At 70.8% G+C, this 20,757-nt stretch carries 20 protein-coding genes and 1 riboswitch; of the genes, 16 read left to right on the forward strand and 4 right to left on the reverse strand.

Annotation, left to right across the window (positions count from 1 at the left end):
* The first annotated feature begins 23 nt into the window (after positions 1-23).
* The 4 genes from coxB (at position 24) to B085_RS0102790 (ending at position 4,509) form a co-directional block, all read left to right on the forward strand.
* Complete coding sequence (gene coxB / locus B085_RS0102775; protein WP_018557031.1) at positions 24-989, forward strand: cytochrome c oxidase subunit II; 966 nt, start codon at positions 24-26, stop codon at positions 987-989.
* The gene (ctaD, locus tag B085_RS0102780) at positions 986-2,728 is read left to right on the forward strand and encodes a cytochrome c oxidase subunit I (RefSeq protein WP_018557032.1); all 1,743 of its coding nucleotides are present in this window, start codon (positions 986-988) and stop codon (positions 2,726-2,728) included. Before coxB ends, ctaD begins: the two co-directional genes overlap by 4 nt.
* On the forward strand, positions 2,725-3,123 hold the full coding sequence (locus B085_RS0102785) for a cytochrome c oxidase subunit 4 (RefSeq protein ID WP_018557033.1): 399 nt from the start codon (positions 2,725-2,727) through the stop codon (positions 3,121-3,123). The genes ctaD and B085_RS0102785 overlap by 4 nt, the downstream gene beginning before the upstream one ends.
* A gap of 120 nt (positions 3,124-3,243) precedes the next feature.
* Positions 3,244-4,509: a L,D-transpeptidase gene (locus B085_RS0102790; protein WP_037731111.1), complete on the forward strand. Its 1,266-nt coding sequence runs from the start codon at positions 3,244-3,246 to the stop codon at positions 4,507-4,509.
* Positions 4,510-4,511: 2 nt separating this feature from the next.
* On the opposite strand, the gene B085_RS0102795 is transcribed toward B085_RS0102790, so the two are convergent.
* Positions 4,512-4,913: a hypothetical protein gene (locus tag B085_RS0102795; protein WP_018557035.1), complete on the reverse strand. Its 402-nt coding sequence runs from the start codon at positions 4,911-4,913 to the stop codon at positions 4,512-4,514.
* A gap of 169 nt (positions 4,914-5,082) precedes the next feature.
* Between B085_RS0102795 and B085_RS0102800 the strand changes: the two genes are divergently transcribed.
* The 6 genes from B085_RS0102800 to B085_RS0102825 all read left to right on the forward strand — a co-directional run bounded on the left by B085_RS0102800 (position 5,083) and on the right by B085_RS0102825 (position 12,261).
* On the forward strand, positions 5,083-5,703 hold the full coding sequence (locus B085_RS0102800) for a cytochrome c oxidase subunit 3 (protein WP_026250616.1): 621 nt from the start codon (positions 5,083-5,085) through the stop codon (positions 5,701-5,703).
* Between the two features lie 78 nt (positions 5,704-5,781).
* Positions 5,782-6,591, forward strand: a complete 810-nt coding sequence (locus B085_RS0102805) for a c-type cytochrome (protein ID WP_018557037.1) — start codon at positions 5,782-5,784, stop codon at positions 6,589-6,591.
* Between the two features lie 8 nt (positions 6,592-6,599).
* Positions 6,600-7,640, forward strand: coding sequence for a ubiquinol-cytochrome c reductase iron-sulfur subunit (locus B085_RS0102810; RefSeq protein ID WP_018557038.1), 1,041 nt, complete (start codon positions 6,600-6,602; stop codon positions 7,638-7,640).
* Positions 7,637-9,274, forward strand: coding sequence for a cytochrome b (locus B085_RS0102815; RefSeq protein WP_018557039.1), 1,638 nt, complete (start codon positions 7,637-7,639; stop codon positions 9,272-9,274). The genes B085_RS0102810 and B085_RS0102815 overlap by 4 nt, the downstream gene beginning before the upstream one ends.
* Before the next feature lie 126 nt (positions 9,275-9,400).
* A complete protein-coding gene (gene trpD, locus B085_RS0102820; RefSeq protein ID WP_026250617.1) occupies positions 9,401-10,465 on the forward strand; it encodes an anthranilate phosphoribosyltransferase in 1,065 nt (354 codons plus the stop codon).
* 128 nt (positions 10,466-10,593) lie between these two features.
* Positions 10,594-10,710, forward strand: a riboswitch (SAM riboswitch).
* Positions 10,711-10,866: 156 nt separating this feature from the next.
* On the forward strand, positions 10,867-12,261 hold the full coding sequence (locus tag B085_RS0102825) for an aminotransferase class V-fold PLP-dependent enzyme (RefSeq protein WP_018557041.1): 1,395 nt from the start codon (positions 10,867-10,869) through the stop codon (positions 12,259-12,261).
* A gap of 37 nt (positions 12,262-12,298) precedes the next feature.
* Here the strand turns inward: B085_RS0102825 and B085_RS0102830 are convergent, their stop codons facing one another.
* Both B085_RS0102830 and B085_RS0102835 read right to left on the reverse strand, forming a co-directional pair.
* Positions 12,299-12,580: an Lrp/AsnC family transcriptional regulator gene (locus B085_RS0102830; RefSeq protein ID WP_018557042.1), complete on the reverse strand. Its 282-nt coding sequence runs from the start codon at positions 12,578-12,580 to the stop codon at positions 12,299-12,301.
* Entirely contained in the window at positions 12,577-13,356 is a 780-nt protein-coding gene (locus B085_RS0102835; protein ID WP_018557043.1) for a rhomboid family intramembrane serine protease, read from the reverse strand. Before B085_RS0102835 ends, B085_RS0102830 begins: the two co-directional genes overlap by 4 nt.
* 114 nt (positions 13,357-13,470) lie before the next feature.
* Between B085_RS0102835 and B085_RS0102840 the strand changes: the two genes are divergently transcribed.
* From B085_RS0102840 to B085_RS0102865, 6 genes are all read left to right on the forward strand, one after another.
* Complete coding sequence (locus B085_RS0102840) at positions 13,471-13,722, forward strand: hypothetical protein (RefSeq protein ID WP_018557044.1); 252 nt, start codon at positions 13,471-13,473, stop codon at positions 13,720-13,722.
* Between the two features lie 89 nt (positions 13,723-13,811).
* Complete coding sequence (locus B085_RS0102845; protein ID WP_018557045.1) at positions 13,812-15,215, forward strand: NYN domain-containing protein; 1,404 nt, start codon at positions 13,812-13,814, stop codon at positions 15,213-15,215.
* A 315-nt stretch (positions 15,216-15,530) separates the two neighbouring features.
* Positions 15,531-16,556, forward strand: a complete 1,026-nt coding sequence (locus B085_RS0102850; protein ID WP_018557046.1) for a C40 family peptidase — start codon at positions 15,531-15,533, stop codon at positions 16,554-16,556.
* A 154-nt stretch (positions 16,557-16,710) separates the two neighbouring features.
* A complete protein-coding gene (locus B085_RS0102855) occupies positions 16,711-17,766 on the forward strand; it encodes an NlpC/P60 family protein (protein ID WP_026250619.1) in 1,056 nt (351 codons plus the stop codon).
* 31 nt (positions 17,767-17,797) lie between these two features.
* A complete protein-coding gene (locus B085_RS40990; RefSeq protein WP_018557048.1) occupies positions 17,798-18,973 on the forward strand; it encodes a hypothetical protein in 1,176 nt (391 codons plus the stop codon).
* The gene (locus B085_RS0102865) at positions 18,970-20,061 is read left to right on the forward strand and encodes a M48 family metalloprotease (protein WP_018557049.1); all 1,092 of its coding nucleotides are present in this window, start codon (positions 18,970-18,972) and stop codon (positions 20,059-20,061) included. The genes B085_RS40990 and B085_RS0102865 overlap by 4 nt, the downstream gene beginning before the upstream one ends.
* A 108-nt stretch (positions 20,062-20,169) precedes the next feature.
* Here B085_RS0102865 and B085_RS0102870 read toward each other — a convergent pair whose 3' ends face one another.
* A complete protein-coding gene (locus B085_RS0102870) occupies positions 20,170-20,694 on the reverse strand; it encodes a PadR family transcriptional regulator (RefSeq protein WP_018557050.1) in 525 nt (174 codons plus the stop codon).
* Between the last annotated feature and the right edge of the window lie 63 nt (positions 20,695-20,757).

The raw sequence follows: 20,757 nt of genomic DNA on the forward strand, positions 1-20,757 counted from the left end.
CGAGACTCTCGGGAAGGCGCTACGTGAGTCCCTACGGCTCCGACCGCTCGTCGCGGCGCCCGATGCGGCGGATTCTGCCGCAGGCGCTGGCCGCGGGCCTGGTCCTTGCGACCGCCACAGGTTGCACATACGAGGACTTCCCCCGCCTCGGCATGCCCAGCCCCGTCACGGAGCAGGCACCCCGGATCCTGTCCCTCTGGCAGGGCTCCTGGGCCGCCGCGCTGGCGGTCGGCGTGCTCGTCTGGGGACTGATCCTCTGGAGCATCATCTTCCACCGGCGCAGCCGCACCAAGGTGGAGATCCCGCCGCAGGTCCGCTACAACATGCCGATCGAGGCGCTCTTCACCACGGTCCCGCTGGTCATCATCTCGGTGCTCTTCTACTTCACCGCCCGGGACGAGTCCAAGCTGCTGGAGACCTCGGCGCGCCCCGACCACGTGGTCAACGTGGTCGGCTTCCAGTGGAGCTGGGCCTTCAACTACGTCGAGGACGTGGACGGCGACCCGTCGACGCCGAAGGCCGGCACGGTGCCCGCGGAGCTCTCCTCGATCTCCGCGAAGAAGCTGGACGCGCCCGCGGGCGCCGACGGCGTCTACGACTTCGGGACGCCCGCCTCCAGGAACCAGGACACCGGCAACCCGGGCCCGACCCTGTGGCTCCCCAAGGGCGAGTCGGTCCGGTTCGTCCTCACCTCGCGTGACGTCATCCACTCCTTCTGGGTGGTCCCCTTCCTGATGAAGATGGACGTCATCCCCGGCCACACCAACGTCTTCCAGGTGACCCCCACCAAGGAGGGCACCTTCGTGGGCAAGTGCGCCGAGCTGTGCGGCGTGGACCACTCCCGGATGCTCTTCAACGTCAAGGTCGTCTCCCCGGAGGCCTACAAGCAGCACCTGAAGGACCTGGCGAAGAAGGGCCAGACCGGTTACGTCCCGGCAGGCATTGCCACCACCGGCAACGCCAAGAACGCGGAGACCAAGACCCAGTGAGCATTCTCAACGAACCCCACGGTGCGGCCGCCGCGCACGACGACGCGTACGCGGACGAGCTGCCGGTCCGCACGAAGCAGCCCGGCAACGCCGTCGTCAAGTGGCTGACCACCACGGACCACAAGACGATCGGCACGCTCTACCTGGCGACGTCGTTCTTCTTCTTCCTCATCGGTGGCGTGATGGCGCTCGTCATGCGCGCCGAACTCGCCCGCCCGGGCACCCAGGTGGTGTCCAACGAGCAGTTCAACCAGCTCTTCACGATGCACGGCACCGTGATGCTGCTGATGTTCGCGACCCCGCTCTTCGCCGGGTTCGCGAACTGGATCATGCCGCTGCAGATCGGCGCCCCCGACGTCGCGTTCCCGCGGCTGAACATGTTCGCCTACTGGCTCTACCTGTTCGGCTCGCTGATCGCCGTCGCCGGCTTCCTCACCCCGAACGGCGCGGCCGACTTCGGCTGGTTCGCCTACTCCCCGCTGACCGACGCGGTCCGCTCGCCGGGCATCGGCAGCGACCTGTGGATCATGGGTCTGGCGTTCTCCGGCTTCGGTACGATCCTCGGCTCGGTCAACTTCATCACCACGATCATCTGCATGCGCGCCCCCGGCATGACGATGTTCCGCATGCCGATCTTCACCTGGAACGTGCTGCTCACCGGTGTGCTGGTGCTCTTCGCCTTCCCGGTGCTGGCCGCCGCGCTGCTGGCCCTGGAGGCCGACCGCAAGTTCGGGGCGCATGTGTTCGACGCCGCCAACGGCGGCGCATTGCTCTGGCAACACCTCTTCTGGTTCTTCGGGCACCCAGAGGTGTACATCATCGCCTTGCCGTTCTTCGGCATCATCAGTGAGGTCATCCCGGTCTTCTCCCGGAAGCCGATGTTCGGCTACGTCAGCCTCATCGCGGCGACGATCTCCATCGCCGGCCTCTCGGCGACGGTGTGGGCCCACCACATGTACGTCACCGGTGGTGTGCTGCTGCCGTTCTTCTCCTTCATGACCTTCCTGATCGCGGTACCGACCGGTGTGAAGTTCTTCAACTGGATCGGCACCATGTGGAAGGGCTCACTGAGCTTCGAGACACCGATGCTCTGGGCGATCGGCTTCCTGATCACCTTCACCTTCGGTGGTCTGACCGGCGTCATCCTGGCCTCGCCCCCGCTGGACTTCCACGTCTCCGACTCGTACTTCGTGGTGGCGCACTTCCACTACGTCGTCTTCGGAACCGTCGTCTTCGCGATGTTCTCCGGCTTCCACTTCTGGTGGCCGAAGTTCACCGGCAAGATGCTCGACGAGCGCCTGGGCAAGATCACCTTCTGGACGCTGTTCATCGGCTTCCACGGCACCTTCCTCGTCCAGCACTGGCTGGGTGCCGAGGGCATGCCCCGCCGGTACGCGGACTACCTGAACGCCGACGGCTTCACCACGCTGAACACCATCTCGACCATCAGCTCCTTCCTGCTGGGCCTGTCGATGCTGCCGTTCGTCTACAACGTGTGGAAGACGGCGAAGTACGGCAAGCCGGTCGAGGTCGACGACCCGTGGGGTTACGGCCGCTCGCTGGAATGGGCGACCTCCTGCCCGCCGCCGCGGCACAACTTCCTCACGCTGCCGCGCATCCGGTCCGAATCCCCGGCCTTCGACCTCCACCACCCGGAGATGGCCGCTCTGGACCAGCTGGAGAACGTCGGCGCGGCTCCGGCCGTCTCCGGCGGCGACGAGAAGGAGAGCGGCAAGTGAAGTTCCAGGGCAAGCTGTTCCTGTGGCTGTCCGTCTTCTTCCTGGGCATGGCCGTCGTCTACGGCCTGTGGTCCAAGGAGCCGGTGGGCACCACGGCGCTCTTCCTCTCCTTCGGCCTCGCCGTGATGGTCGGTTTCTACCTGGCCTTCACCGCCCGGCGTGCCGACACCGGCGCGCAGGACCGCGAGGACGCGGACGTCGCGGACGACTCCGGCGAACTGGGCTTCTTCAGCCCGCACAGCTGGCAGCCGCTCCTGCTGGCCTTCGGTGGTGCCATGGCCTTCCTGGGCATCATCTTCGGCTGGTGGCTGATCTACTTCGCCTCGCCGTTCATCCTCGTCGGCCTGTGGGGCTGGGTCTTCGAGTACTACCGGGGTGAGAACCGCACCCAGTGAGCGCCCGGCGCCCACGCACCGCACGGCGATGGCCCGGACCCCCGGCAGGGGGTCCGGGCCATCGCCCGTTCGCACGCGCTCGACGGGCGCCCGAGATCGTCTCTGCTTAGCGTGGTGACCATGGGTCACTTTTCTCCGCGCCGCATGGCGACCGCGATCGCTGCAGTGACACTCTCCGCGCCACTGGCCTCCTGTTCGGGCGGCGGCGATCCCCTCGCCAACGCCCCGTACGACGCCGCCGGCCAGGTCGTGTGGACCGGGGGAGCCGCCGGGTCGAAGAAGGCCGACCCCAAGAAGCCGCTGGAAATCACCGTCAAGGGTGAAGGCAACCGCATCACCGACGTGACGGCCTCCGACGGTTCGGGACGGTACGTGAGCGGCAAGCTGTCCGCGGACGGCAAGCGCTGGCGCAGCACCTCCAAGCTCTCCGCTGCGGCACACTACGTCGTCAAGGTCACCACCGAGGACGGAAAGGGCCGCCAGGGCCGCAAGACGCTCTCCGTCGACACCACGGGTACCAAGCGCCACCTGAAGGTCACCTTCGGCCCGGAGAGCGGCACCTACGGCGTCGGCCAGCCCATCACCGCCGAACTCAGCGCCGCCGTGAAGGACACCGTCGGCCGGAGCGTGGTCGAGCGCAACCTGCACGTCAACGCCTCACCGGCGGCCGACGAGGGCGCCTGGTACTGGGTCGACGACAAGACCCTGCACTACCGCCCCAAGACCTACTGGCCCGCACACGCCCGTATCGACGTCCGCAGCACCCTGGACAAGGTGCACATCAAGGGCTCGCTCTACGGAGGCGACGTCAAGCCGCTGACGCTGCGCACCGGCGACCGCATCGAGGCCGTCACCGACGCGGCCACGCACACCATGACCTTCAAGCGCAACGGCAAGCTCGTCCGCACCATCCCGGTGACCACCGGCAAGCCCGGGTTCTCGACCCGCAACGGCATCAAGGTGGTGCTGGGTCAGGAGGCCAACGTACGGATGCGCAGCGAGACCGTCGGCATCGCCTCGGGCAGTTCCGACTCCTACGACCTGCCCGTGCAGTGGGCCACCCGTGTCACCTGGAGCGGGGAGTACGTGCACGCCGCGCCCTGGTCGGTGGGCTCGCAGGGAATCGCCAACGTCAGCCACGGCTGCGTCGGCATGAGCACCGCCAACGCCCACTGGTTCTTCGACAACGTGCGGGTCGGCGACGTCGTCTCGGTCGTCCACAGCCTCGGCGAGGACATGCCCGCCTTCGGCAACGGCTTCGGCGACTGGAACCTGTCCTGGAGCGAGTGGCGCAAGGGCAGCGCGACCGGAGCGCGCAAGGGCGCCGACCCGGCCGTGGCCGACCGTACCGACGCCCCTGAGGCCCGTCTGCAGCCCGAGATGTGAGGCTAGGCGTCGACGGCCAGCCGCTGCCTCAGCAGCCCCGCCAGGGCGTCGTTGAGCGCGACCGGGTCGACGGGGTGGCTCACCGCCGCGTCGGCCCGGCTCCAACTGGCCAGCCAGGCGTCCTGGGGACGCCCGATGAGCACCAGCACCGGCGGGCAGCGGAAGATCTCGTCCTTCACCTGGCGGCACACTCCCATGCCGCCGGCCGGGACGGCCTCGCCGTCGAACACGCACGCGTCGACGCCGCCGCTCTCCAGGGCGCTGAGGACCGCCGGGAGGGTCGCGCACTCCAGGTACTCGACCGGCGGCAGATCGCTCGCAGGGCGGCGGCCGACGGCCAGACGGACCTGTTCCCGGGTGTTCCTGTCGTCGCTGTAGACCAGCACCGTCGCGGTCGTCTGCATCCGTGCCTCCTCGCCTTCGTGGAGTCGCCTGCCTGTGGCCGAACCTTACTCCCGAGCACGGTGCTTCGAGGAGGGTTAGCTCCTTCGGGGGATGCCTTTCCCTACCTCAAGGGCCTTGACACACCGAATGGCACCCCCCGGAGTGAGCGCGAGATAAGGGACCGACATAATGTCGGTCGTGGCGACAGCAACAGCAGTAGAAACCGGGCACGCGCACCCGTCGGTCAACCGGCCGAACCTCACCAGCGTCGGAACCATCATCTGGCTGAGTTCCGAGCTGATGTTCTTCGCGGCCCTCTTCGCGATGTACTTCACCCTTCGCTCGGTCACGGGTGCCGAGTACTGGAAGGCGCACGCCGACGTCCTGGACATCCCGTTCTCGGCGACGAACACCACGATCCTCGTGCTCTCCTCCTTCACCTGCCAGATGGGTGTCTTCGCCGCCGAGCGCGGCGATGTGAAGAAGCTGCGCTCGTGGTTCATCGTGACCTTCGTCATGGGCGCGATCTTCATCGGCGGTCAGATCTTCGAGTACACCAACCTGGTCAAGGAGGACGGCCTCTCGCTCTCCTCCGACCCGTACGGTTCGGTGTTCTACCTGACCACCGGATTCCACGGTCTGCACGTGACAGGTGGTCTCATCGCCTTCCTGCTGGTCCTGGGACGGACCTACGCGGCACGGCGGTTCACCCACGAGCAGGCCACCGCGGCCATCGTCGTGTCCTACTACTGGCACTTCGTCGATGTCGTCTGGATCGGCCTCTTCGCCACGATCTACCTGATCAAGTAGTCGGACCCGCGCGCGAGCGCGCTGACGGTCACGACATCCAGAACATCGACGCAAGAGATCCTGACACCGGGGTAATCCGTGAAAAAGCTCTCCGCACGACGGCGCCACCCGCTGGCGGCGCTTGTCGTCCTACTTGTCGCGCTCACGGCCATCGGGGGGCTGTACGCCGCGCTCGCGCCGGCGCCCAAGGCTCAGGCGGACGACAGCTCCCAGTCCCTCGCCATCGAAGAGGGCAAGAAGCTGTACACCGTCGGCTGCTCCAGCTGCCACGGTACGTCGGGGCAGGGCGGCAGTGACGGCCCCAGCCTCGTCGGCGTCGGCTCCGCGGCCGTGGACTTCCAGGTCGGCACCGGCCGCATGCCGGCCCAGCAGCCCGGCGCCCAGGTGCCGCGCAAGAAGGTCATCTACACGCAGAAGCAGATCGACCAGCTCGCGGCGTACATCGCCTCGCTGGGCCCCGGCCCGGTCACGCCCACCGAGGAGCAGTACGACCCGGCCGGCGCCGACGCCGCGCGCGGCGGGGAGCTGTTCCGCACCAACTGCGCCCAGTGCCACAACTACCAGGGCAAGGGTGGCGCGCTGACGCACGGCAAGTACGCGCCCACGCTCGAGGGCGTGAGCAACAAGCACCTGTACGAGGCCATGCTGACCGGCCCGCAGAACATGCCGTCCTTCCCCGACACGACGATGCCGGAGGAGAACAAGCGGGAGATCATCGCGTACCTCGACGCCGTCAACGGCGAGGGCGCGCCGAGCCCCGGCGGCATGTCGCTGGGCAGCCTCGGCCCGGTCACCGAGGGTCTCTTCGGCTGGATCTTCGGCCTCGGGGCCCTGATCGCCTGCGCCATTTGGCTCGCGGCCCACACCACCAAGGCGAAGAAGTCATGAGTCAGGACATGTCAGAAGAGAACCTGCCGGACAGGCCGGCACACGAGGGCGGCGGCCAGGTCGCGACCGCGGAGAACCCGTTCGCGGACCCGGGCTTCCCGGCTCACCAGCCGCGCCGCCAGGACATCGACGAGAAGGCCGCGAGGTCCTCCGAGCGCACGGTGGCGTTCCTGTTCACCGTGTCGATGCTCGCCACGCTGGGCTTCATCGCCAGCTTCGTGGTCATCCCGATCGACAAGATCGTCTACATCTGGCCGCTGGGCCACATCAGCGCGCTGAACTTCGCGCTGGGCATGACCCTGGGCGTCTCGCTCTTCGCCATCGGCGCCGGCGCGGTCCACTGGGCCCGCACGCTGATGTCGGACGTCGAGGTCGCCGACGAGCGCCACCCGATCGCGGCGAGCCCCGAGGTCCGGGCCAAGGTCATGGCGGACTTCGCCACGGGCGCCGGTGAGAGCCAGATCGGCCGCCGCAAGCTGATCCGCAACACCATGCTGGGCGCGCTGACGCTGGTGCCGCTCTCCGGGGTGTTCCTGCTGCGCGACCTCGGCCCGCTGCCGGAGGACAAGCTCCGCCACACGCTGTGGTCCAAGGGCAGGCTGCTGATCAACCAGAACACCAACAAGCCGCTGCGTCCCGAGGACGTCGCCGTGGGCTCGCTGACCTTCGCCGTGCCCGAGGGCCTGGAGGAGGAGCAGCACGACTACCAGGAGCAGCTCGCCAAGGCGGCCCTGATGATCGTCCGCATCCAGCCGAACGACATCAAGGACAAGAAGTCCCGCGACTGGGCGCACCAGGGCATCCTGGCGTTCTCCAAGATCTGCACCCACGTCGGCTGCCCGATCAGCCTCTACGAGCAGCAGACGCACCACGTGCTCTGCCCCTGCCACCAGTCGACGTTCGACCTGTCCGACGGTGCCCGGGTGATCTTCGGCCCCGCCGGTCACGCCCTGCCGCAGCTGCACATCAGCGTGAACGGCGAGGGTTACCTCGAGGCTCTGGGCGACTTCGAAGAGCCCGTGGGCCCGGCCTTTTGGGAGCGTGGATGAGCACCAACACGAGCGCGAGCGCGAAGCCGCGCGGAAAGGCGCCCGCCGGCGAACGCGTCGCCGACTGGGCCGACGGCCGGCTGGGCATCTACAGCCTGAGCAAGGCCAACCTGCGGAAGATCTTCCCGGACCACTGGTCCTTCATGCTGGGCGAGATCTCCCTCTACAGCTTCATCATCGTCATCCTGACCGGCGTCTACCTGACGCTGTTCTTCCACCCGGCGATGAACGAGGTCGTCTACGACGGCTCCTACGCGCCGCTGCAGGGCATCAAGATGTCCGAGGCGTACGCGTCGACCCTGCACATCAGCTTCGACGTGCGCGGCGGTCTGCTCGTCCGGCAGATCCACCACTGGGCGGCCATCGTCTTCGTGGCCGCGATGCTCGTGCACATGATGCGCATCTTCTTCACCGGTGCGTTCCGCAAGCCGCGCGAGATCAACTGGGTCTTCGGCTTCCTGCTGCTGTTCCTCGGCATGTTCGACGGCTTCATGGGCTACTCGCTGCCGGACGACCTGCTGTCGGGCACCGGTATCCGCTTCATGGAGGGCGCGGTCCTGTCCGTGCCGATCGTCGGCACGTACCTCTCGTTCTTCCTCTTCGGCGGTGAGTTCCCCGGCACCGACATCGTGCCGCGGTTCTACACGATCCACGTGCTGCTGATCCCCGGCATCATGGCGGGACTGCTGGTGGCCCACCTGATCCTGGTCTTCTACCACAAGCACACGCAGTGGGCCGGCCCCGGCAAGTCGGAGAAGAACGTCGTGGGCATGCCGTTCTTCCCGGTCTACACGGCCAAGGCGGGCGGCTTCTTCTTCGTGGTCTTCGGTGTCATCGCGGCCATGTCCGCGCTGGTCTCCGTCAACCCGGTGTGGGCCTACGGCCCCTACCGGCCGGACCAGGTGTCCACCGACGCCCAGCCCGACTGGTACATGGGCTTCTCCGAGGGCCTGATCCGCATCATGCCGGGCTGGGAGATCAACTTCGCGGGTCACACACTCGTCCTGGGCGTGTTCATCCCGCTGGTGATCTTCCCGCTGGTCCTGGGCTTCATGGGCGTCTACCCGTTCCTGGAGTCCTGGGTCACCGGTGACAAGCGCGAGCACCACCTGCTCGACCGGCCGCGTAACCGTCCCGTCCGCACGGGCATCGGCGCCGCCTGGATCAGCCTCTACCTGATCCTGCTCGTCGGTGGTGGCAACGACCTCTTCGCCACCCGCTTCCATCTGTCGATCAACGCGATCACCTGGGTGGTCCGGGTCTCGTTCTTCGTGCTGCCGGTGCTGGTCTTCTTCGTCACCAAGCGGATCTGCCTGGGTCTGCAGCGGCGAGACCGGGACAAGGTGCTGCACGGTCGCGAGACCGGCATCATCAAGCGGCTCCCGCACGGTGAGTTCATCGAGATCCACGAGCCACTGGAGCAGGGCGCGCTGTTCAAGCTCACCCAGCACGAGCAGCCCAAGCCGCTCGAAGTCGGCCCCGAGGTCGACGAGAACGGCGTGGAGAAGAAGGTCGGCCCCACGGCGAAGCTGCGCGCGAAGCTGTCCCGCGGCTACTACGGCGAGGGAACGCAGATCGACAAGCCCACCGCCGAGGAGTACGAGGAGATCACGAGCGGCCACGGTCACCACTGATCACTGAAGCTGTGCCACCGGGCAGGGTCCCGTCCATCCGATGGACGGGGCCCTTTCCCGTTCCCCCGCGCCGATAGGCTGGAGCCGAATGTTTCCCGCCGCACGTCAGACCCCATGGAGTGGACCATGAGCGTTGTGAACCCCGCCGGAGGCGCATCCGTGGCGGGCGGCTCCTGGCCCGACGTCCTGGGCGCGCTGCTGAACGGCAAGGACCTCACGGCGGCCGAAGCGGCGTGGGCGATGGACCGGATCATGAGCGGCGAGGCCTCGGACGCCCAGGTCGCCGGCTTCATGGTGGCCCTGCGGGCCAAGGGGGAGACGGTCGAGGAGGTCACCGGCCTCGTCGAGTCGATGTACGCGCACGCGGAGCCGCTGCACATCCCCGGCCCCGCCGTGGACATCGTCGGCACCGGCGGCGACCGTGCCAGGACGGTGAACATCTCCACGATGTCCGCCATCGTGATCGCCGGCACGGGCGCGAAGGTCGTCAAGCACGGCAACCGGGCGGCCAGCAGCGCCAGCGGTGCCTCCGACGTCCTGGAGAAGCTCGGCATCAACCTCGACCTGCCCGCCGGCCGGGTGGCGGAGGTCGCCGAGGAAACCGGGATCACCTTCTGCTTCGCCGCGAGGTTCCACCCCGCGATGCGGTTCGCCGCCCCGGCCCGCCGCGACCTGGGCATCCCGACCTCCTTCAACATCCTCGGCCCGCTGACCAACCCGGCCCGGGTGGGCGCCTCCGCCGTGGGGTGCTTCGACACCCGGATGGCCGGTCTGATCGCGGGCGTGCTGGCCCGCCGCGGCTCCTCCGCGCTGGTGTTCCGGGGCGACGACGGGCTGGACGAGCTCACCGTCACGGCCACCTCCCAGGTGTGGGTGGTGCGGGACGGGAAGGTCGAGCAGGAGTCCTTCGACCCGCGCGACGTCGGCATCGAACTGGTGCCGATCGAGGCGCTGCGGGGCGCGGACGCCGCCTACAACGCCGACGTCGCCCGCCGGCTGCTGGCGGGCGAGACCGGCCCGGTGCGTGACGCGGTGCTGCTCAACTCGGCGGCCGCGCTGGTGGCGCTGGAGGGCGCGGGCGGTCCGCTGACCGAGCGGATCGCGGCCGGGATCGCCCGGGCGGCCGAGTCGGTCGACTCCGGGGCGGCAGCACGGACGCTCGAGCGCTGGGCCGCGGCCACGCAGGTCTGACGACGGGAACCACCACGCAGGGCCGGGGCCTTCGGCCCCGGCCCTGCGCGCTGTCCGGTCCAGGGCGGGCCGTCCGGGATGCGGACCGCGGCTTGCGGCGGCGTGCCCCTGTGGCATGATGCTGCGCAGGTCACGAGTGACAGCGAAACGGCCCCGGCCCGCTGTCCGGCAACCCTCCTTCCGTGGCGGGGTGCCCCGGGTGATGACCAGGCCGCAGGCAGCGAGGTCTGCGGCAAGCGCGGTCAGAGGAGTTCCTCCATGAGCAAGCGAATGCGCTAGGGCCCTTCCGGCCCCCAGCCGCCCCTCCCCACCCTCTTCCCGGGCGTCCGCCCGTCGTGCCGAGGGCTGTTCCGTCATCACTGACGTTCCTTCACCCCCGCCTGCTCCCAGGAGACTTCGCCATGTCGCCGCGCCCTGCCCTGCCCTCGTCCGTCCACGCTCCGCTGCCCGTCCTGGGACGCGAGGTCCTCGTGCCGCTCGTGACCGGGGGCGAGGTGGGGTACGCCGCCCTCGACTACGCGGCCAGCGCGCCCGCGTTGCAGCGGGTCTGGGACGACGTGGCGGCCTACGCGCCGTACTACGGCAGCGTGCACCGGGGGGCCGGCTACCTCTCGCAGCTGTCGACCGACCTGTTCGAGCAGAGCCGCGCAACGGTCGCGGAGTTCCTCGGCTGTCGCCCCGGCGACCAGGTGATCTTCACCCGTTCGACCACCGACTCGCTGAACCTGCTGGCCGCCGCCGTACCGGCCGGCACGAGCGTCTTCGTCTTCGAGACCGAGCACCACGCGTCCCTGCTGGCGTGGAGGGAGGCCGATGTGACCTACCTCGGTGCCCCCCGCACCCCGGCGGAGGCGGTGGCGACGCTTGAGCGGGCACTGGCCGCCCGGGCGGAGGACGGACCGGCTCTGGTCTGTGTGACCGGGGCGTCCAATGTGACCGGTGAGCTCTGGCCGGTGCGGGAGCTGGCCGCGGCGGCCCACGCCCACGGGGCCCGCATCGTGCTGGACGCGGCGCAGCTCGCCCCGCACCACCCGGTGGACGTCGCGGAACTCGACGTGGACTGGGTGGCCTTCTCCGGGCACAAGCTCTACGCGCCCTTCGGCTCCGGAGTGCTCGCCGGCCGCGCCGACTGGCTCGGCGCGGCCGAGCCCTACCTGGCCGGTGGCGGCGCCTCCCGGCGGGTGGCCCGCAGTGCGGACGGCGGGGTGGACGTCGACTGGCACACCACGGCCGCCCGGCACGAGGCCGGCTCGCCCAACGTCATCGGCGCCTACGCGATCGCCTCGGCCTGCCGCGCGCTGACGGAGGCAGGGTTCGACCGGCTGGTCGGGCGGGAGCAGGCGCTGGTGGCCCGTGTGCGGGCCGGACTGGCCGAGGTCCCCGAGGTCAGGGTGCTCTCGCTGTTCGGGGACGACGCCCCCCGGGTCGGCGTCGTCTCCTTCGTCGTCGACGGCTGGAACAGCTCCCACTTCGCGGCGGCGCTCTCCGCGGAGTACGGGATCGGAGTCCGCGACGGCCTCTTCTGCGCGCACCCGCTGCTGCGCACCCTGCTCGGCGCCGCCGACCAGGAGCCGGGCGAGTGCGGTGCCCCCGAGGCCGCTTCGGGCGAGCTCCCGGACCCCTCGGCCGGGGACGCCGCCACGCTCAACGCCATCCGGGTCTCCTTCGGCGCGGGCACCCCGGACGAGCACGTGGAGCGCTTCGTCGACGCGGTGCGGGAGCTGGTGTCGGACGGGGCCAAGTGGCGTTACCGCACCGAGGACGGCCGCTGCGTGCCGGACCGGGACCGGGCCTGAGCGGCCCGGCCCGGGTGCGCCGCGCCGGGCGGCTCGGTCAGGCGTCCAGGCCGATGGCGAAGGCCGTCTCGAGGTCGTGCTGGGAGTAGGTGCGGAACGCCACGTGGGTGTCGGTGGCCTCGACGCCGGGGATCTTGCTGATCCGGCCCGGGATGACGTCCGCGAGCTCGTCGTGCCGGGCCACCCGCACCATGGCGACCAGGTCGTACGTCCCCGTGACGGAGTAGACCTCGCTGACGCTGTCGAGCGCGGCGATGGACTCCGCGATCTCGGGGATACGGTCGACGCTGGTCTTGATGAGCACGATCGCGGTGATCACGGCTGTAGGTCTCCTTGGCTCGCCCTGGCTGCGGGCTCAAGCTTAGGCGTTGCGCGATAGCACACCCACGCGCACAGGAAGCCGCAGACGAAGCCCGTGATGTGGGCGAGGTAGGCCACCCCGGGACCCGTCTGCTGGATCTCGCCGGCGAGCCACTGCAGGACGAACCAGAAGATCAGCACCATCCAGGCCGGGAAGCGCAGCGGCAGGAAGAAGAGGAAGGGGAAGACGCTGGTCACCCTGGCCTTGGGGTAGAGGTAGAGGTACGCGCCGAGCACCCCGGAGATCGCTCCGGACGCGCCGACCAGGGTCTGGGTGGAGGAGGTGTGCCCGAGCGCGTAGCCGTACGTCGCCACGTAGCCGGAGGCGATGTAGAAGAGCAGGAAGCGCAAGCGGCCCATGCGGTTCTCGACGTTGTCGCCGAAGACCCAGAGGAAGAGCATGTTGCCGAGCAGGTGGAACCAACCGCCGTGCACGAACAGCGCGGTGAGCACCGACACGAACGGCGAGGTGGCGAAGGACTTCAGCGGCGGGCAGCCGTTCGGCATCGGCACCTGGGCCGGGGGGACGTGGCCGTGCCAGAGCTCGGTGGGGATGACACCCCAGCGGGCGAAGTACGTCGCCTGGGCGCACACCTGATCGTGGCCCATGCCGTACATGTAGTTGAGCCCGGAGGACGGGCTGATGAGGAAGAGCACCCCGCACAGCCCGATCAGCGCGTACGTCACCACGGGTGTGCGGTGGACGGGGTTCTTGTCGTACACCGGGATGACCATGGACCGATCATGACGGAACGGGTGTAACGGTCGCGGGGCGCCTCGCCGCAGCGCGCGGGACCACCGAGGCCGTAGGGTGACCGGAACGCATCCGCACGACCGAGGAGACGACCGATGCCGGTGCCCCTGCCGACCGTCACGACCCGCTGGCGTTGCACCCTGTGCGGCAATCTGACCCGGTTCGACGTCACCCGCTCCAGCAAGGTCGTCGAGTACGTCCACCTGGACCTGGCGGGTGAGCCCTCGGTCGAGGAGCGCGAGGTGCTCAGCGAGACCGTGGAGTCGGTGCGCTGCCGCTGGTGCAACGCCGTGGACCAGGTCGAACTGGTCGACCGCCCCGACACGGCGGCGGCGACGCAGGCCTGAGCGCGGCCGGGGACAATAGAAGAATGCGGCGCGGCCAGAGAGGTTGAAGGAGGCCGGGGAGGCGCCCACGGACTGGACGGGAGTGACGGGTGGACGGGACCGGCGGTAATCCGGGCCGCGGCGGGGAAGCCGCCGCGCCCGAGACCGCGGCTGCGCCGGAGGAGTCCGTCCACGGCGAGTCGCTGGACCGTCCGCTGCCCGAGGGCGTACGGCACCGCGTGGTCGCCCTGGCGGCGGAGGCGTTCGGCGGGCTGACCCCGGCCGAGCTGCCCGCGGTGCTGCGCCCCTACGCCCGGTTCACCCCGAGCCGCCGCGCCAAGTTCGCCGCGACGGCGCTGGCCACGGCGCTGGAGGGCGACCCGTCCTTCCGGCAGCGGGTGGGTGCCCGGCTGCGCGAGGCCGAGCCGGAGCTGTGCGAGGCGCTGGACGCCGGCACCCCGCCCCCCGCGGTCGACCCGCTGGACGTGGCGGCCGCCGCGTATCTGCTGCGTCCCGCGGGCTGGGCCAAGCTGGTGGCCGCCGCGGGCGAGGAGGCCCAGCGGGTCAGCGCCGAACGGGCGGGCGAGGAGGCGCAGCGAGAGCTGCGGCAGCTGAAGGCGGAACTGGACGAGGCCCGGACCCAGTCCCGTAACGAGGCCGTGCGCGTCCGTACCGAACTGGAGGCGGCCCGCAAGGAGGCCGAGTCCCTGCAGCGCAAACTGCGCAGCGCGGCGAGCGACGTGAAGCGGGCCGAGGCCGCGCTGCGCAAGGTCGAGGCCGAACTGGACGAGACGCGCGCGGCCGCGGCCGCGGAGAAGGCGTCGGCGGACGGTGAGGCACGCCGGCTGCGGGCCCGGCTCGCCGAGGCCGAGCAGGCCGTGGAGGCGTCCCGCCGGGCGGCCCGGGAGGGCCGCAGCACCGAGGACATGCGCCTGCGGCTGCTGCTGGACACCGTCCTCGACGCCGCGTCGGGACTGCGCCGGGAGCTGGCGCTGCCGCCGCGCGACACCTTGGGCGCCCGGCCCGCGGACACCGTCGACGCGGTGATGCCGGGGGCTATCAGCCCCAAGGACATCGCGCGGCGCGCCCTGTCGGAGGACGATCCGGCGCTGCTGGACCAGCTGCTGGCGCTGCCGCAGTCCCATCTGGTGGTCGACGGCTACAACGTGACCAAGACCGGTTATCCGGCGCTGCCGTTGGAGAAGCAGCGGCTGCGGCTGCTGGGCGGCCTGGCGGTGCTCGCGGCGCAGAGCGGCGCCGAGGTCACCTGCGTCTTCGACGGGGCCGATCTGGACGCCCCGGTGCTGCTGGCGCCGCCGCGCGGGGTGCGGGTGCTGTTCAGCAAGGCCGGTGAGACCGCGGACGAGTTGATCCGCCGTCTGGTTCGGGCGGAACCTCCCGGTCGTCCGATTGTGGTGGTTTCTTCCGATCGCGAAGTTGCTGACGGTGTGGCCCGTGCCGGCGCCCGCCCGGTCGCATCCACCTTGCTGCTGAAGCGACTTGCCCGGGTGTGACCTGGAGCACACCGTGGGGTGCGTGAGGCGCTTTTTGCGGACTCAGTGTCAACTCGTCATCACTGCACGTGCGATATGTGTAAAGAAACCGCGGTCGAGCGACTTTTTTTCTTCAGGGATTTGATCCGATCACAAGATGGTCACTATGGTCGTGCCTCGAACCTCTGCCCAGTCGATCATCCACTCAGGATGACGGCGGAGGTCCCGCCGATCTGAAGTGCCGTGCGTACGACGGGGGACGCCGACGCTCAGGGCCGGGGAACCCAGTTCCCGATGCATGCGGCAGGCGGCTGGAGGAAGAAGGAGCTCGCCCGAGTGGCGTCCCACCGTCGTCCCAAGCAGGCCAGTCGCACACGTGTCACCGTGCTCACCGCGACCGCCGCAGCAGCCGTCGCCCTGTCCGCGCAGGCGGCCCAGGCCGCTCCCGCCAAGCCCTCCGTCAAGAGCGTGAAGGCCAAGGTCGACGGCCTCTACGAGCAGGCCGAGCAGGCGACCGAGAAGTTCAACGGCGCCAAGGAGAAGCAGCAGAAGCTGCAGAAGCAGGTCGAGGACCTGCAGGACGAGGTGGCCCGCCAGCAGTCCGAGCTCAACGACCTGCAGGACGACCTCGGCACCCTGGCCAGCGCCCAGTACCGCAGCGGCGGCATCGACCCCTCGCTCCAGCTCTTCCTCTCCGCCGACCCGGACAGCTACCTCGACAAGGCGTCCACTCTCGACCAGCTGAGCACCAAGCAGGCCGAGGGNCTCCAGCAGATCGCCGAGAAGAAGCGCACCCTCAACCAGCAGAAGGCGGAGGCCGCGAGCAAGCTCGACGAGCTCGACGAGACCCGCACCGAACTGGGCAAGAAGAAGAAGGAAGTCCAGGCGAAGCTCAGCGAGGCGCAGAAGCTGCTCAACTCGCTGACCGCCGCCCAGCGGGCGTCGCTTGAGGCCGCGGAGAACCGCGCCAACCGCTCCAACGAGCGGGTCGACCTCGGCGACGTCCCGCCCGCCTCCTCGCTGGCCGCCGCGGCCCTGTCCGCCGCCAAGACCAAGCTGGGTTCGCCGTACGTCTACGGCGCCACCGGCCCGAGCTCCTTCGACTGCTCCGGCCTCACCTCCTGGGCCTACGCCCAGGCCGGCGCCGGCATACCGCGCACCTCCCAGTCCCAGGCCAACGCCGGCACGCGGCTGTCGATGGGCCAGCTGGCGCCCGGCGACCTCGTGATCTTCTACGGCGATCTGCACCACGTGGGGCTCTACGCGGGCAACGGCATGGTCCTGCACGCGCCGCGCACCGGCACCGTCGTGCGCTACGAGTCCATCAACAACATGCCGTTCCAGTTCGGCGTCCGCATCTGAGTTCCGGGCCGAAGCAGCGGAGCCCGTTGAACCTATCGGGTGATCTCGTACGGTGACGGCCCGGCGGTGACCTGCGCAAGCAGGGCACCGTCAGGCCGCCCGGCCGTACTCGGTCTTTGAACTCCCCGTGCCCGGCTGACTACTGTCGGTCGACGTGCCATCCCATCGACGCATTCCGCAGCCCGGCCGGACTCCGCGGGCCTCCAGGGCCACGGTCCTGACGGCGGCGGCCACCGCCGCCGCCGCGATGGCGGGCGCGGCCACCACCGCGCAGACGGCCGCGGCCGACCCCGCGGACACCCCGGGCGATGTCGCGGCCCGCATCGACCACCTCTACACCCAGGCGGAGCGGGCCACCGAGCAGTTCAACGCCGCCCGCGAGAACACCCAGCGGCTCCGGCGCGAGGTGGAGGTGCTCCAGGACCGCGCCGCGCGCGGCCAGGAGCGGGTCAACCGGCTCCGGGACGACCTCGGCACGCTCGCCGGGGCCCAGTACCGCGGCGGGGGAGTGGACCCGACCCTCGCCCTGCTGCTCTCGCCCGACCCGGCGACCTATCTGGACCGGGCCGCCACCCTCGACCGGATCAGCAACCGCGGCAACGCGCGACTCGGCGAACTCCGCTCCGCCCAGCGCTTCCTGGACCAGGAACGCTCCCGGGCCACCGACCGGCTCGGCGAGCTCGAGCGGGCCCGCACCAGCCTCACCGTCCGGAAGAAGGCCGTGCAGCGCAAGCTGATGGCGGCCGCGCGCCTGGTCAACTCCCTTTCCCCGCAGGAGCGCGCCCGGCTCGCCAGCCGCCTGGAGGCCCGTGCCTCCCGCTCCGGCCGCACGGTCGACATCCCGGATCTCGGCCCTCTGTCGCTGCGCGCCGCGACGGCCGTAGCCGCCGCGCGCTCCGCCGTCGGCGCCCCCTACGTGTGGGGTGCCACCGGCCCCGGCTCCTTCGACTGCTCCGGCCTGATGGTCTGGGCGTACCGCCAGGCCGGCGTGGGCCTGCCCCGCACCTCGCAGGCCCAGCTGAGCGCCGGACGGCACGTGCCGCTCAGCCAGGCGCGCCCCGGCGATCTCGTCCTCTACCGCGGCGACGCCAGCCATGTGGCCATGTACGTCGGCGACGGCCGGGTCATCCACGCCCCGTACCCCGGCGCCCGGGTCCGCTACGACCCCGTCGCCATGCTGCCGATCTCGGCGGTGACCCGGCCCACGTGAGCGTCGCCGCCGGGACCGTACGATCGGCGGCGTGGCCCTCTTCCGCTCACCGACCCGCGCCGCGGCCGCCGCGCTGTGCGCCGCGGCGGTGCTCCTCGCGGGCTGCGGCCCCTCGGGCGGCGGTGCGGCGGAGCAGTCGGGCCCCGGGGACCCGGTCGTCCGGCAACTGCTGGAACGGCGGGCCGACGCGGTCCTGGACCGTGACGAGAAGGCGTATCTGGCCGATGTGACGCCCGCCCGGCGCGAGGTCGAACGCCGGGTCTTCCGCAACCTCCGGGAGCTCCCGCTCGCCTCCTGGTCGTACCGGCTGGTCTCCACGGAGGGCGCCGACCCGGTGACCGCCCGCGTCGAGCTGCGCTACCGCCTCAAGGGCTACGACAGCGCCCCGGTCACCACGGACGAGTCCCTGCTGCTGCGCACCGACGGCGGCGGACGGTGGCGGGTGGCCGGCGACGGCGACCCGGGCGGCCTGCTGTGGGAGCAGGGGACGCTGCACGTCGTCCGCGGCGGCCACAGCCTCGTCCTCGGCACCGGCGACCGCGAGGAGCTGGCCGGGTACGCCACCGACGCGGACCGGGCCGTCCCCCAGGTGCGGCGGGCCTGGGGCGGGAAGGGGTGGACCGGACGGGTGGTGCTGGAGGTGCCCTCCTCGCTGCGGGGCATGGGCGAGCTGCTGGACGCCCCGGCGGAGACCTACGCGGGCGTCGCGGCCGTCACCACCGGGGAGGCCGGCGGCAGCGGGACCGCCCCCGCCGGACGCGTCATCGTCAACCCCGAGGCCTTCGCCGGGCTGTCGGCCTTCGGCCGCCAGGTCGTGCTCACCCACGAGACCACCCACGTCGCCACGCGCGCCGCGACGACCTCCCGCACCCCCATGTGGCTCTCCGAGGGCTTCGCCGACTGGGTCGCCTACCGGGACTCCGGCCGTACGGCGGCGAGCCTGGCACCCGAGCTGCGCCGCGAGGTCACGGCCTCGGGCCCGCCCGGCCACCTCCCCGCGGACGCCGACTTCGCGCCCGGCGCGACCACGCAGGCCCAGGCGTACGAAGGCGCCTGGCTGGCCTGCCGGCTCATCGCCGACACCTGGGGCGCCGACCGGCTGGTCGCGCTGTACCGTTCCGGTGCGGATCTGCGCGGCACGCTCGGCATCGACGAGGACACCCTCACCGAGCGCTGGCGGGCCTACGTCGAGGGGGAGTTGGGATGAGCGGCACGGACGGGGACTTCACACCGGAGGAGACCGCCCGCGGCAGGGCCCTGCGCCGCGCGCAGCTGCCCTTCCTGCTCGGCGGCCGCCTCGCCGGGCTCGCACTTCTGCTGGTGCTGGGGCTGACCCCCGCGGGCGCCGCCCTCACCGGGCTGTTCGGCGACGCCCGGGCCCTGCGCGTGCTGGTCGGCGGCCTGCTGCTGGTGCTGCTCCAGCAGGCGGTCACCCTGCCGTTCTCCGCCCGGGTCCGCGTCATCCGGCGGCGCTACGGGCTCGTCACGCAGGGCTGGGGCGGCTGGGCCGTCGACGTCCTGCGCGGGCTGCTCGTCTCCGTTCCGCTCGTGCTGGCCGCGCTGTACGGCTACTACGGCCTCGGCTGGGCCTGGGCGGCCCTGGGCGCCGTCTGTGCGGCCGTCGTGCTGTCCTGGCTCGCCCCGGTCGTGCTGGAGCCGCTCTTCAACCGCTTCCGGTCGATGGAGGACGGGCCCCTGCGCGACGCGCTGCTGGCGCTGGCCGAGCGGGACCGGATCCCCGTACGGGCGGTGCTCGTCGCCGACGCGTCCCGGCGCACGACGGCGCTCAACGCCTATGTCTCCGGCTTCGGGCGCACCCGTCGGATCGTCGCCTACGACACGCTGCTCGGCACGGCCCCGGCGGCCGAGGTCGAACTCGTCGTCGCCCACGAACTGGGACACGTCAAGCACCGCGACGTGCCGCGCGGCACCCTGCTCGGCGCCCTCGGCGCGGGAGCGGGGGTGTGCGTGCTCTCCGCCGTCATGGCCGCCTCCTCCCACGGCACGGACGACCCGCGCGGGCTGTTCCTGCTGGCGGCGGTGGCGGCGGTGCTGTCGGCGTGCGCCGGGCCGTTCGGCTGCGCGCTGAGCCGGCGCGTCGAACGGCGGGCGGACACGCACGCGCTGGAACTCACCGGGGACGCCGAGCGGTTCATCGCCATGCAGCGCCGGCTCACCGTCACCAACGTCTCCGACCCCGACCCCCCGCGCCTTCTGCACGTCCTCTTCGGCACGCACCCCACCGCGGTCCAGCGCATCGCCGCCGCCCGCGCCTTCGCGGCCGCCGCGGGTTAGCCCGGTGCGCGGGTCGCCCTTGGCGGGCCGTCCGCGCAGCCTGCGCGGGACCGCTCGCCTCCCCGGGCGGGCAGCCCGGACCGCGCGCGGGCCTCGCCCGGACCCGGCTCAGGCGGTGAGCTCCGCCAGGGCCTCCGTGAGCCACTCGCGCTCCGCGCGACCCGTGGCGCGGGCGATGCGGAGCATGCCCTGGCGGAAGGGGTCGCCCGTGTCCTCGGCGCGCACGGGCTTTCCGCGGTCGTAGAAGAAGCTGGCCGGGGTCTCCAGGAACTCCAGGCGGCGCCGCAGCACCCCGGCCTGGGCCGTGGTGTCGGGGAGGTGTCTCAGGAACGCCAGCACGGCGAAGAAGCGGGTGGCGTCGGTGATCTCGATCGGCTTGGGGTCGCGGAGCCGGGCGAGCAGCCGTGTGCGCCCGGCGTCGGTGAGCGAGAGCACGCGGCGCGGGGCGGCTCCGACGCCGGGCTCGGTGTGCTGGCCGACCAGCCCGGCCGCGGTGAGGCGGTTGATGGCCGGGTAGAGCGCGCCGTCGCTGACGGGGCGGACGTGGCCGTTGAGTGCGGCGATGCGCTCCTTGAGCTCGTAGCCGTGCAGGGATTCCTCGTAGAGGAAGCCCAGGATGGTGAGCTCCAGCACTGTTCGCCACCTTTCCCGATCATGCGTTCGGACTTGTCAGTGCAGTGCCCATGATGGTACCTC

The organism is Streptomyces sp. BoleA5, from assembly GCF_000373665.1.
Lineage (GTDB): Bacteria > Actinomycetota > Actinomycetes > Streptomycetales > Streptomycetaceae > Actinacidiphila.